Below are 12,223 nucleotides of genomic sequence, written 5' to 3'. Positions count from 1 at the left end.
CACCCATGGCAACGCTTGAAATCCGAGACCTGCACGTCACCGTCGAGGCCGACAACGCCACGAAGGAGATCCTCAAGGGCGTCGACCTCACCGTGAAGCAGGGCGAGACGCACGCCATCATGGGCCCCAACGGCTCCGGCAAGTCGACCCTCGCCTACTCCCTCGCGGGTCACCCCAAGTACACGATCACCGGCGGCACCGTCACCCTCGACGGCGAGGACGTCCTGGAGATGTCCGTCGACGAGCGCGCCCGCGCCGGCCTCTTCCTCGCCATGCAGTACCCGGTCGAGGTCCCCGGTGTGTCGGTGAGCAACTTCCTGCGCACCTCCGCCACCGCCGTCCGCGGCGAGGCCCCCAAGCTGCGCACCTGGGTGAAGGAGGTCAAGGAGGCCATGGAGCGCCTCAACATGGACCCCGCCTTCGCCGAGCGCAACGTCAACGAGGGCTTCTCCGGCGGTGAGAAGAAGCGCCACGAGATCCTCCAGCTCGAACTGCTCAAGCCGAAGGTCGCGATCCTCGACGAGACCGACTCCGGCCTCGACGTCGACGCCCTGCGCGTCGTCTCCGAGGGCGTCAACCGCGTCCGCGAGTCCGGCGAGGTCGGCACGCTGCTGATCACGCACTACACGCGCATCCTGCGCTACATCAAGCCCGACCACGTCCACGTCTTCTCGGCCGGCAAGATCGTCGAGTCCGGCGGTGCCGAGCTCGCCGACAAGCTGGAGAACGAGGGCTACGAGGCATACACGAAGGGTGGCGCATCCGAGTGACACAGCTGCCGGGCCTCCTCGACACCGAGGCGATCCGCAAGGACTTCCCCGTCCTGGACCGACAGGTCCACGACGGACGGAAGCTCGTGTACCTGGACAACGCGGCGACCTCGCAGAAGCCGCGCCAGGTGCTGGACGCCCTGAGCGAGTACTACGAGCGCTACAACGCCAACGTCCACCGCGGTGTGCATGTGCTCGCCGAGGAGGCCACGGCGCTGTACGAGGGTGCGCGCGACAAGGTCGCGGAGTTCGTCAACGCGCCCTCGCGCGACGAGGTGATCTTCACCAAGAACGCCTCCGAGTCGCTCAACCTCGTGGCCAACATGCTCGGCTGGGCCGACGAGCCCTACCGGGTCGACCACGAGACCGAGATCGTCATCACGGAGATGGAGCACCACTCCAACATCGTGCCGTGGCAGCTCCTCGCGCAGCGCACCGGCGCGAAGCTGAAGTGGTTCGGGCTGACCGACGACGGCCGGCTCGACCTCTCCAACATCGACGAGGTCATCACCGAGAAGACGAAGATCGTCTCCTTCGTGCTGGTCTCCAACATCCTGGGCACGGTCAACCCGGTCGAGGCGATCGTGCGCCGCGCCCAGGAGGTCGGCGCGCTCGTCTGCATCGACGCCTCCCAGGCCGCGCCGCACATGCCGCTGGACGTCCAGGCCCTCCAGGCCGACTTCGTGGCCTTCACCGGCCACAAGATGTGCGGCCCGACCGGCATAGGCGTGCTCTGGGGCCGCCAGGAACTGCTGGAGGACCTGCCTCCGTTCCTCGGCGGCGGCGAGATGATCGAGACCGTCTCGATGAGCTCGTCGACCTACGCGCCGGCCCCGCACAAGTTCGAGGCGGGCACCCCGCCGATCGCCCAGGCGGTCGGTCTCGGCGCGGCGATCGACTACCTGTCGGCCATCGGCATGGACAAGATCCTCGCCCATGAGCACGCCATCACCGAGTACGCGGTCAAGCGCCTGGCCGAGGTCCCGGACCTGCGCATCATCGGCCCCACGACGGCCGAGGACCGGGGCGCGGCGATCTCGTTCACGCTCGGCGACATCCACCCGCACGACGTGGGTCAGGTCCTCGACGAACAGGGCATCGCGGTACGCGTGGGTCACCACTGCGCCCGCCCTGTCTGCCTGCGGTACGGAATTCCTGCGACCACGCGGGCGTCGTTCTATCTGTACTCCACGCCGGCCGAGATCGACGCACTGGTCGACGGCCTGGAGCACGTACGGAACTTCTTCGGATGAGGAGCTGAGGCGTGAAGCTGGACTCCATGTACCAGGACGTCATCCTGGACCACTACAAGAACCCGCACGGGCGTGGTCTGAGGGACGGCGACGCCGAGGTGCACCACGTCAACCCGACGTGCGGTGACGAGATCACGCTCCGCGTGAAGTACGACGGCACGAAGATCAGCGACGTCAGCTACGAGGGGCAGGGCTGTTCCATCAGCCAGGCATCCGCCTCCGTGCTGAACGACCTGCTGGTCGGCAAGGACCTCGCCGAGGCGCAGCGGATCCAGGGGACCTTCCTGGAGCTGATGCAGTCCAAGGGGAAGATCGAGCCCGACGACGCGATGGAGGAGATCCTGGAGGACGCGGTCGCGTTCGCCGGGGTGTCCAAGTACCCGGCCCGGGTGAAGTGCGCCCTCCTCAGCTGGATGGCGTGGAAGGACGCGACGGCCCAGGCGCTGGGCGCCGACGCCGAAAGGACAACGGCATGAGCGAGACCCTGGAGATGAAGCCGGCCTCGGAGGAGGAGCTCCGCGAGGCCCTGATGGACGTCGTCGACCCCGAACTGGGCATCGACGTCGTCAACCTCGGCCTCATCTACGGCATCCACGTCGACGACTCCAATGTGGCGACCGTCGACATGACCCTGACCTCCGCGGCCTGCCCGCTGACGGACGTCATCGAGGACCAGGCCAAGTCCGCCACGGACGGCCTGGTCAGCGAACTGCGCATCAACTGGGTCTGGATGCCGCCGTGGGGCCCCGACAAGATCACGGACGACGGCCGTGAGCAGCTCCGGGCGCTGGGCTTCAACGTCTGAGCGAGCGGTTCGGTCACGTGGCCCCCGGCACTGTGCCGGGGGCCACGTGCATGTGGTTGTCCCTGGCTACGATCGCCGTCATGGGGTACGCACTGCTCGTCGGAGCCATCGCAGCGGAAGTGGTCGGGACGACCGCCATGAAGTACAGCGAGGGATTCACCCGGCTCTGGCCCTCGGTCATCACCGTCGCCGGGTACCTGGTGGCGTTCGCCCTGCTCGCACAGACCCTGAAGACCCTGTCGGTCGGAACGGCGTACGCCATCTGGTCCGGGGTCGGGACGGCCGCCATCGCGGTGATCGGCACGATGTTCATGGGCGAGGGGCTCACCGCGGCCAAGGCCGGTGGCATCGCGCTGATCATCGCCGGGGTGGTGGTGCTCAATCTGGGCGGGGCGCACTGATCGGTGTGCGGCCTCGGGCGGACTGTTCGGCGGCGGTGTGTGTCGCCCCTCGGGCAGGGCTGTTTCGTGGCGGTGTGTCGCCTGGGGCGGGGCTGTCTCGTGGCCGTGTGTGCCACACCGGAGGGGCCGCCCTCCGGCGGGGCCGCCGTTCGCGCGGACCGCACGCTGAGACGTGGTCCGTACCGGTTCGCGTCCGTGGGCGCCGGTTGGTTAGGTTGCCCTCATGACCGACACGACTGCTCACAGCACCTCCGGCGCGGTGGCCGCCGGCCTCGCCACCGTCGCCGCCGACGGCACCGTTCTCGACACCTGGTTCCCCGCCCCCGTACTGGCCGACGAGCCCGGCCCGTCCGGCACCGAGCGGCTCTCCGCCGAGCAGGCCGCGGAACTCCTGGGCGGCGGCGCCACCGCGGCGGTCGGTCCGGACGCCCGCCGGGGCGTCGAGGTGGTCGCGGTCCGCACGGTCATCTCCTCGCTCGCGGAGAAGCCCGTCGACGCCCACGACGTCTACCTGCGCCTCCACCTGCTCTCCCACCGTCTGGTCCGGCCGCACGGCCAGAACCTGGACGGCGTCTTCGCCCACCTCGCCAACGTCGCCTGGACCTCCCTCGGCCCGGTCGCCGTGGACGACCTGGAGAAGGTGCGGCTCAACGCCCGCGCCGAGGGCCTGCACCTGGCCGTCACCTCCGTCGACAAGTTCCCCCGCATGACGGACTACGTCGCCCCCAAGGGCGTCCGCATCGCCGACGCCGACCGCGTACGGCTCGGCGCGCACCTCGCCGAGGGCACCACCGTCATGCACGAGGGCTTCGTCAACTTCAACGCCGGCACGCTCGGCACGTCGATGGTCGAGGGCCGTATCTCGGCCGGTGTCGTCGTCGGCGACGGCTCCGACATCGGCGGCGGCGCCTCCACCATGGGCACCCTCTCCGGCGGCGGCAACGTGCGCATCGTCATCGGCGAGCGCTGCCTGGTCGGCGCCGAGGCGGGCGTCGGCATCGCCCTCGGTGACGAGTGCGTGGTCGAGGCCGGCCTGTACGTCACCGCGGGTACCCGCGTCACCATGCCCGACGGTGAGGTCGTCAAGGCCCGTGAGCTGTCCGGCGCCTCCAACATCCTCTACCGCCGCAACTCCGTCACCGGCACGGTCGAGGCCCGCCCGAACAACGCGGTCTGGGGCGGCCTGAACGAGGTCCTGCACAGCCACAACTGAGCCCGCCGTCACACCCGTACGCTCTCGTACGGGTTACTCCCCGTGACCTCGGGGTCGTTTTGGCAGATGAACGGGTGGACACAGAGTCCGATCAGAAGCCGGGACGACTGACATACAGAAATGGGGACGAACGGGCGATGACGAACGAGTGGGTGTGGGGCGTGCTCCGCTGTGCGGTCGGAGTGATGGGAGTGGTGTCCGTGCTGATGCTGTGCGGCACACTGGCCGGTTCCGCATACGCGGACGAGACCAACACGGCCTCCCACAACGGTCACCGCGTCGGGCTGATCAACGCCAACGTCGGCCAGATCGACGACCCCGCCGAGGACGTACTGGAACACACCCTGCTGTTCGGGGACGGGTACACCTGGGACTGAGGGACCGCTTCGGCGGGCCGGACCGCAGCGCGTGGAAACGCGACGCGGTCCGGCCCGCTTTTTTCGTGAAGTCGCCGAGCGGTGGCATAGCGGGAGCCGCCCGCGCGCGTCCATAGGGGCGCGGGGAGCGGACACAGGGCCCGCTCCCGGGTGAAGAGAAGGTGACGATGGATGCCGAGGCGCAGGAGAGTTTCCGGGAGTTCGTGGCGAACCGGTCGCCCGCGCTGCTGAAGACCGCCGTCCTGCTGAGCGGCGGCGACCGGCACGCGGGCGAGGACCTGCTGCAGAACGCGCTGATCAAGGCGGTGGGCCGCTGGCACCGCATCGACGAACCCGAGGCGTACGTACGGCAGATCCTCTACCGGCAGCAGATCAGCCGCTGGCGGCTGAAACGGCGCGGACGTGAACTCAGCGTGGCCGAACCGCCGGAACCCGGTGCGGACGGGGACGCCGCCTCGGCCGACGCGGAGCTGCGCCTGCTGATGCGGGGTGCTCTGGCCCGGCTGACCGCCCGCCAGCGCACTGTTCTGGTGCTGCGCTACTTCGAGGACCTGCCCGAGGCCGAGGTGGCCCGCATCCTGGGCTGCTCGGTGGGCACCGTACGGTCCACCACCCACCGTTCCCTGGCCCGGCTGCGCGCCCTCGCGCCCGAACTGCGCTCCCTCGGCCGGTCCGAGACCGAGGCCGGGCGGCAGCCGTCCGGTGACTACTCGCCCGTGGAGGTGCGGTCGTGAACGTCGACGAACTCGTGCGTGACGCGTTGCGCGAACAGGCGGCCGAACTGACCGCGCCCGGACCGGGGTTCGCCGACCGGGTGCTGGCGGTACGGCGGCGGCGCCGGGTCCGCGGGCTGGTCTCCGGCGCCGCCGCCATGGCGGCCGTCGTCGCGGTCGCCGTCGGCGTGCCGCTGCTGGACACCGGGAAGGAGGACGTCCGTCCCGCGTCCGTCCTCGACGGGAGCGGTGTCTCCGCGCACCCCGACCAGTCGCCGCCGCGCGACGCGATCGCGGCCGGGCGGTCCGTGCTGGCCGCCTACTACACGGCGGAACCCGTGGTCCGGTCGGGCGACCGAGGGGTGCTGACCCGCACCTACTGGCTGCTCGACCCGGAGACCGGGACGTACAGGAAGGACGACCGGTGGTCGTTCGTCGCCGTGGCACCCGGTGCGCGTACCGCGGCCGTACTGGAGCGGACGCTGCCCGCCCGGAGGATCGGCATCCTCGACCTGGCCTCGGGACACGTCGACCGGTGGATCACCGTCGACCGCGGAGTCGGCGGCCTCGCCTACTCGCGCGACGGGAGCAGGCTCGTCGCCACGACCTACGACGAGCACCCCGATCTGCTGAGGCGGGCGGAGAGCTCTTCCGGGGACGTGGCCTGGGTGCTGCTGTTCGGCGGCGAATCGTCCCGGAGCGGCTTCTACGTCCTGGACGTGGCCGACGGACGGGGCGACTGGAGCCCGGTCGCGGACCGCCAAGACATCAACGGACGGCAGGACTTCGCGTTCTCCCGGGACGGCCGGCTCGTGTACTCGCAGGTCGTCGGGGGCAAGGACGGACTGCAGCAGTTCCACGACCTCGACGGGAACACGGTTCCCGCGCCCGCGAACGAACGGCATCTGCGGTCCGACGTCTCCGCGCGGCTGTCCCCCGACGGCAAGTTGGCCGCGCTCGGTCTGACGGCCGAGGCCAAGGACACGTCCTGGTCCGAGATCCGTGATCCGTACACGGGCGAGGAGGTCGCCCGGGTGCGCGGGGCGCAGCTGCTCGCCTGGGTGGACGACCGGCGGCTCATCGCCTGGGAGCGGGCCCCCGGGTCGGAGGAGTACCGGCCGCGGCTGGTACTGGTCACCATCGGCAGCGAGAAGGTCGTACCGCTCAGCGGGGTGCGTGAGCCGGGCGAGGTGTTCGAGACGGTGGAGTGGGAGCCGGTCTTCGTCGAGCGTCGCTCCTAGTCGATTTCCGTCAGGAGCGCGTGTGCCGCTCTGAGCCCGTCGGTCGTCTCCCGGTCGGCGGGCCTCAGCGGTGGGCGGAGTGGGCCTGCGGGGAGGTCCAGGGTGGTGAGGAGGGCCTTCGCGGTGACCGTGCCGGGGAGGCCGTTCGACATCATCGCCTCGATCAGGGGGGCCGCCTGTTGCTGGAGGTGTGCCGCTCTTGTCGTGTCGCCCGCGTCGAAGGCGTCCAGTACGGCGCGGATGTGGGCCGGGGCCACGTTGGCGACCGTGCTGACGCAGCCGGCGGCGCCCACCGCGTAGAGGGCCAGGTTGTGTTCGTCGCAGCCCGCGTAGTACGCGAGGTCGGTGCGGGACATGACCTTCTGGGCGGCCAGGAAGTCGTACGAGCAGTCCTTGACCGCCTTGACGCGGGGGTGTTCCGCCAGGCGGAGGAGGGTGTCCGGTTCGATGCGGACTCCGGTGCGGGACGGGATGTCGTACAGGGCGAGGGGGAGTTCCGTGGACTCCGCGACGGTGAGGAAGTGGGCCTCGATCGCGTCCTGCGGGGGTCTGCTGTAGTACGGGGCCACCACCAGGAGGGCGTCCGCGCCGGCCTTCTCCGCCTCGCGGGCCAGTCGTGCGGTGTGGGCCGTGTCGGGGGTGCCGACGCCCGCGACGATCGTCGCCCGGGTGCCGACGGCTCGGCGTACCGCCTTGATGAGGGACGACTTCTCCGCGTCGGTGGTGGTGGGGGACTCGCCGGTGGTTCCCGAGAGGACCAGGCCGTCGCAGCCGTGGGTGACCAGGTGGTCGGCCAGGTGCTGGGCGCCGTCCAGGTCGAGTGCGCCGGTGGGGGTGAACGGGGTGATCATCGCGCACAGGGTGCGGCCCAGGGGTGGGGTCATGGGGGTAGTGTCCGGCGATGGGTGGTGAAGGTCCACTTAAATGTTGTGGTGATTACTGGTAAGCGTTGCTTTATGGATACCGTCGGTGCGGTGGGGGTACTCGGGGTTCCCGACCCGAGAGGAGGCGCATCGTGACCGGAACCATCGAGCGACGGCCGGTTCGCGACGAGCACAGCGTGGGTGAGCTCGTCGGGCAGGCCACCGAACAGATCTCCCGGCTCGCACGGCAGGAAGTGGCGCTCGCCAAGGAGGAACTGGCGGAGAAGGGGCGCCGCGCGGGGCGTGGCGGCGGGATGCTGGGTGCGGCGGGGGCGTTCGGTTACGCGGGACTGCTCGCGCTGGCCGCCACTGGTGTCGTTGCGCTGGATCTGGTGCTGCCGCTGTGGGCGGCGGCGCTCATCGTCACGGGGCTGCTGTTCGCCATCGCCGGTGTGCTCGCTCTTGCCGGTCGTGGGCAGTTGCGCCGGGCCACGCCGCCCAAACCCGAGCGGACCATGGGCAGCGTGAAGGCCGATGTCGAGGAGATCAAGGGAAGGGCGCACCGATGACGCACGACGTGAGGCGCGCGGGGGCCCAGTCAGGGGCCCATGTGGATGCGGGCGCGGAGGCCGCGGCTGCGGGGCGCGGGGCCAAAGGGCCGGACGAGCTGCGGCGGGAGATCGAGCGGACGCGGCATGAACTCGGCGACACCGTCGAGGAGTTGGCCGGGAAAATGGATGTGAAGGGGCGGGCTCGGGCGCGGGCCGACGACCTCCGGGACCGGGCCGGGGCGATGACCGTGCAGATGCGGAGCAGCGCGGGGGAGATCGGGACGCGGTACCGGAGGCCGGTGATGATCGTCGGCGGCGCGGTGGTGGTGCTCGCCGCGGGTGTGGTGATGCTGCGGCGCCATCGTTGTTGAGCGACTCCGCCTGCGGCGCGGCTCTCGGTTCGGTGGGGGCGTGCGTAGCGCCCAGGGTGCGTCGTGGGGCGGGGCCGGGGCGGGGCCACCCGTCCTCGGACCGGCGCGGAATCGGGCACTCGCATGTGCCCGGATTGACGCGCCGGCCGCTGCGGGCGGGTACCCCCGCCCCGTCCCCTCACCGCCGTGGGCGACTGCTCTTCCCTACGGACGGAAGCGGAGCACCTGCGGGTCGTGGTCGCTGATCTGGTCGTGGAACTCCGCGTTGATGTGCACGCTGTCGTACGTGAAGGCGCCGCGGCGGATGGACGGGCTGACCAGGATCTGGTCCAGGGTCTGGCTGTTGCCCTGGTAGACGTAGGAGTAGCGCTCGGACCGGGGGAGGGACTTGATCGCCGACCAGAGGGTTCCCCCGCCTTCGAGGAGTTCCGTCGTTTCGGAGAACTCGAAGTCGTTGATGTCGCCCAGGGCCACCACGTCGGCGTTCTTCTGGGTCTTGAGGACCTTCGCCGTGAAGTCGTGAACGGCCTTCGCCTGGAGGTGGCGCTGGGTCTCCGAGCTGCGGGTCGGGGGCTGGTACTGGGAGGTCAGGCCCTGGTCGCCGCCCTTCGAGGCGAAGTGGTTGGCGATGACGATGACCGTACGGCCCCGGAAGGTGAACTCGCCGGCGAGCGGCTTGCGGCTGTCGTCGAAGGCCTCGGACGTCGGGTCGATGCGGCCGGGGGAGAGGGTCAGGGCCGCCTTGCCGCGGATCCTCGTGACGTCGGTGGCGGTCGTGGCGTCGCCGCCGGCTCGGTCCGTGAAGGAGACCCTCGCGGGGTTGAAGAGGAAGGCCTGGCGGATGTTGCCGCCCGGCTGGCCGCCGTCCTGCTTGTCGGCGGGGTCGACGGAGCGCCAGTCGTAGCGGGGGCCGCCCGCCGCCTCGATGGCGTCGATCAGCCTGGTCATCGTCAGGTCGGCGGCGACCGTGCCGTCGTCGGTGGCGCCGTTGTTGTCCTGGATCTCCTCCAGGGACACGATGTCGGGGGACTTGAGGTTGTTCACGATCGCGGCGGCGTGGGCGGCGAAGGTGTCGTCGGAGGGGTCGAGGTTCTCGACGTTGTAGGTGGCGACGGCCAGTTCGCCGGTGCGCTGCCTGCGGGTCGTCTCGCGCTCGAGATCCGCGGTTTCGAGGGTGCCCAGCTCGCCTGCCACGAGGGTGTAGCCGCCGTACTGGTTGTAGTCCAGGGGGCCCGCGGTGGTGCCGGCGAGGGTGTCGCCGACGTTCGCGTCGGGGAAGTCGGACGCCTTGCCCAGTGACTGGATCTGGAGGCGGCCGGTGTTCTGGGCGTCGTAGGAGCCGTAGACCGTGCCGCCCCGGCGGTTGCGGTGCTCGTACGGCTTCACCGTGACCCAGAGTTCGGTGTACGGGTCGGTGGCGCCCACCACGCGCGCGTCGGAGACCTGGACGTTCATGCCCTCCAACGACTCGTAGAGGTCCAGGGCGTACTCGGCGGGGCGCAGGGGGAGCGCGTTGATCGAGCCGTTCGGCTCCGGGGTGTAGGCGGCGGGGACGGAACGCGCGTCGAGGGTGGTGGCGGCCGGCAGCGGGTTTCCGCCGGAGACGACCGTGAAGGCCGGACGGGTGATCTCCGTCAGGGACTGGTTGCCGGAGGACGTGCCGCCGGGGACGTACTCCGAGACCGTGCCGGAGACCGTGACGGCGTCGCCCACGGCGACACCCTTGGGGGTGGAGCCCGTGAAGACGAAGACGCCCTCGCTGGTGGCCGGGTCGGCGTCCGGGGCGGGATCCTGGATCCAGAAGCCGCGGGACGAGCCGTAGGTGCGGACGCCGGTGACGATTCCGGTCACGTCGGTGACCTGCTGTCCGGCCAGCGGTGAGGTGCGGGTGTCGCCCTGGATGTCATGGATGCGCACCGTGTCGGCGTGCGCGGGCGACGTGAGGACGACGGCGGACGCCGCGGAACATGCGGCGGCTACGGTGAGCGCGGCGAGACGCGCGGACTTTCTCGGCAACGGATTCCCTCCGGGGACGTGTGACCCACCCTCTTCTACGCGCGTCAATCTCCTGTCAGGCCCCGCCACTTGTCAAGGTTTCGGCCATGTACGCCAGCTGAAGGGGAGATGAAGCGGGCGGCATGGGTGGAAATCCGTCTAGGCTGAGTGGCTGAGTCGTGAGAGGCCTAGGAGAAACAGCCGATGTCAGACAGCTCCATCCTGCCGCCTGCGCGGCTGCACCCCGAAGCGGAGCTGGCGCGCGACGCCCTGTCCACCCCGGTGCTCTCCCGCGCCGCCCGGCTCGCCCGCTGGGCCGGACCGGACACCAGGGTCGACGCCGGTGCCGGGCTCGTCGACGAGCAGTTGCCGGCGGCCGCCGCGGAGCTGGGGCTGACCGGGGAGGACGCCGCAGCCGACGCCAGTGAGGCCTGGCGCGTCGCCGTGGACGCCGGGCTCGTCGAGGTGGTCGACGAGGAGGAGGGGACCGTCGCCGCGGGGGACGAGCTGGGAGTGCTCACCGGGGGGTCGCCGCAGGACGTGCTCGGGGTGTGGCTCGCGGCCCTGGAGACGGTGATCGGTGACGCGAGCGTTCCGGACCTGGGCGGGCTGGTCGACGCCATCGCCGAGGGGGAGGGGTCCGGGGAGATCGATTTCGACGCGCTGGACTGGGACCCGGAGGCCGAGGCGGAGTTCCTGGACGGCGTGCTCGGGAACCTCTATCTGCTGACCGTGGGCGGGGAGGACACCGACATGGTGCCGTTGCCCGCGCTGGCCGCTTCGGTGATCGTGCCCGATGACATGGCCGAACCCACCAACGACGTCCTGGAGCAGGTCTCCGACGCGATGATGCGGCTGGACGACCAGTTCCGGATGCTGGAGCCGGTCGGGCTCGTGGAGTACCGGCCGGTGGACGAGGCGCTGATGGCCGACGCCGACGAGGAGCCCGCCGCGCCGGTCGACGACACCGACGTCGCCCGCTACGGCATGGTGCGGCTGACCCCGCTCGGGCTGTACGGACTGCGCGCCCGGCTGCTGGAGGCCGGGTTCGAGGCGCCGGCCGTCGGCGACCTCGTGGACAAGGGCGCGGACGCGCTGCTCGACGGCACCGCCGTCTTCCCGCCGGCCGCCGCCCACGCGGAGACCGAGCAGTGGCTGGACCGGCGTGATCCGCTCCAGGCCGCACGCGAGTTGCTGGCGGCGGCACGCGGGGCGGACCAGGGCGCGCCGCTGCGGCGGCTGCGGTGCCAGCAGGCGCTGTCGCTGGTCGGCGTGGCGGCGGAGCCCGCGCTGCGGGAGGTGCTGGACGACCCCGAACTCGGCGGGCTGGCCCGGGTGTGGCTGGCCGAGCACGGGGCGACCGACGTACCGCCGCCGTCCGAGGCCCTGATCTTCTGGCTGACCGTCGACACGGTCGCCGCCCAGCTCGCCGCCGAGGGCAACTCCGAGGAACTGCGCTCCCTGGTGGAGGGGCTGGCGCGGCAGCACAGCGGCTTCTTCGACACGGCCTGGCGGGTGGAACACCCCGCCACCGCGGACGTGCTGGAGGCCATGGGGCGGCTGCACCCCGACAAGCGGATCGCGAAGGAAGCGCGGAAGGCGGCGTTCAAGGCCCGGTCGCAGCAGGGGGGCTGAGCGCCGTCCCTCTCGCGCTCGCGTGACCCGCGGTC

14 protein-coding genes are annotated in these 12,223 nt (G+C 70.8%); 12 read left to right on the top strand and 2 right to left on the bottom strand.

Annotation, left to right across the window (positions count from 1 at the left end):
* Window positions 1-5: 5 nt before the first annotated feature.
* From sufC to AMK33_RS35150, 9 genes are all read left to right on the top strand, one after another.
* Window positions 6-770: a Fe-S cluster assembly ATPase SufC gene (gene sufC / locus AMK33_RS35190; RefSeq protein WP_073937089.1), complete on the top strand. Its 765-nt coding sequence runs from the start codon at window positions 6-8 to the stop codon at window positions 768-770.
* Window positions 767-2,023, top strand: coding sequence for a cysteine desulfurase (locus AMK33_RS35185; RefSeq protein WP_073937088.1), 1,257 nt, complete (start codon window positions 767-769; stop codon window positions 2,021-2,023). Before sufC ends, AMK33_RS35185 begins: the two co-directional genes overlap by 4 nt.
* Window positions 2,024-2,034: 11 nt before the next feature.
* The gene (gene sufU / locus AMK33_RS35180; protein ID WP_073937087.1) at window positions 2,035-2,499 is read left to right on the top strand and encodes a Fe-S cluster assembly sulfur transfer protein SufU; all 465 of its coding nucleotides are present in this window, start codon (window positions 2,035-2,037) and stop codon (window positions 2,497-2,499) included.
* Complete coding sequence (locus AMK33_RS35175) at window positions 2,496-2,828, top strand: metal-sulfur cluster assembly factor (RefSeq protein ID WP_030224563.1); 333 nt, start codon at window positions 2,496-2,498, stop codon at window positions 2,826-2,828. The genes sufU and AMK33_RS35175 overlap by 4 nt, the downstream gene beginning before the upstream one ends.
* An 80-nt stretch (window positions 2,829-2,908) precedes the next feature.
* The gene (locus AMK33_RS35170; RefSeq protein WP_073937086.1) at window positions 2,909-3,229 is read left to right on the top strand and encodes a DMT family transporter; all 321 of its coding nucleotides are present in this window, start codon (window positions 2,909-2,911) and stop codon (window positions 3,227-3,229) included.
* A gap of 223 nt (window positions 3,230-3,452) precedes the next feature.
* On the top strand, window positions 3,453-4,442 hold the full coding sequence (gene dapD, locus AMK33_RS35165) for a 2,3,4,5-tetrahydropyridine-2,6-dicarboxylate N-succinyltransferase (RefSeq protein ID WP_073937085.1): 990 nt from the start codon (window positions 3,453-3,455) through the stop codon (window positions 4,440-4,442).
* Between the two features lie 137 nt (window positions 4,443-4,579).
* Entirely contained in the window at window positions 4,580-4,819 is a 240-nt protein-coding gene (locus AMK33_RS35160; protein WP_073937084.1) for a hypothetical protein, read from the top strand.
* Between the two features lie 167 nt (window positions 4,820-4,986).
* The gene (locus tag AMK33_RS35155) at window positions 4,987-5,553 is read left to right on the top strand and encodes a SigE family RNA polymerase sigma factor (protein WP_073937083.1); all 567 of its coding nucleotides are present in this window, start codon (window positions 4,987-4,989) and stop codon (window positions 5,551-5,553) included.
* Window positions 5,550-6,773, top strand: coding sequence for a hypothetical protein (locus tag AMK33_RS35150; RefSeq protein WP_073937082.1), 1,224 nt, complete (start codon window positions 5,550-5,552; stop codon window positions 6,771-6,773). The genes AMK33_RS35155 and AMK33_RS35150 overlap by 4 nt, the downstream gene beginning before the upstream one ends.
* On the opposite strand, the gene dapA is transcribed toward AMK33_RS35150, so the two are convergent.
* Window positions 6,770-7,657 (bottom strand): 4-hydroxy-tetrahydrodipicolinate synthase, encoded by an 888-nt coding sequence (dapA, locus tag AMK33_RS35145; RefSeq protein WP_073937081.1) that lies wholly within the window; start codon window positions 7,655-7,657, stop codon window positions 6,770-6,772. The two genes, AMK33_RS35150 and dapA, sit on opposite strands and share 4 nt — an antisense overlap.
* A 131-nt stretch (window positions 7,658-7,788) precedes the next feature.
* Here dapA and AMK33_RS35140 point away from each other — a divergent pair, with 131 nt between their 5' ends.
* Window positions 7,789-8,205: a phage holin family protein gene (locus AMK33_RS35140; protein WP_073937080.1), complete on the top strand. Its 417-nt coding sequence runs from the start codon at window positions 7,789-7,791 to the stop codon at window positions 8,203-8,205.
* Window positions 8,202-8,558: a DUF3618 domain-containing protein gene (locus AMK33_RS35135; protein WP_073937079.1), complete on the top strand. Its 357-nt coding sequence runs from the start codon at window positions 8,202-8,204 to the stop codon at window positions 8,556-8,558. The genes AMK33_RS35140 and AMK33_RS35135 overlap by 4 nt, the downstream gene beginning before the upstream one ends.
* 204 nt (window positions 8,559-8,762) lie before the next feature.
* On the opposite strand, the gene AMK33_RS35130 is transcribed toward AMK33_RS35135, so the two are convergent.
* Window positions 8,763-10,574: an endonuclease/exonuclease/phosphatase family protein gene (locus AMK33_RS35130; protein WP_073937078.1), complete on the bottom strand. Its 1,812-nt coding sequence runs from the start codon at window positions 10,572-10,574 to the stop codon at window positions 8,763-8,765.
* Window positions 10,575-10,757: 183 nt separating this feature from the next.
* Between AMK33_RS35130 and AMK33_RS35125 the strand changes: the two genes are divergently transcribed.
* Window positions 10,758-12,188, top strand: a complete 1,431-nt coding sequence (locus AMK33_RS35125) for a hypothetical protein (RefSeq protein ID WP_073937077.1) — start codon at window positions 10,758-10,760, stop codon at window positions 12,186-12,188.
* Window positions 12,189-12,223: the final 35 nt, after the last annotated feature.

It is taken from the genome of Streptomyces sp. CB02400, assembly GCF_001905725.1.
Lineage (GTDB): Bacteria > Actinomycetota > Actinomycetes > Streptomycetales > Streptomycetaceae > Streptomyces > Streptomyces atrovirens.
This window is presented reverse-complemented; position numbering and strand designations above follow the sequence as displayed.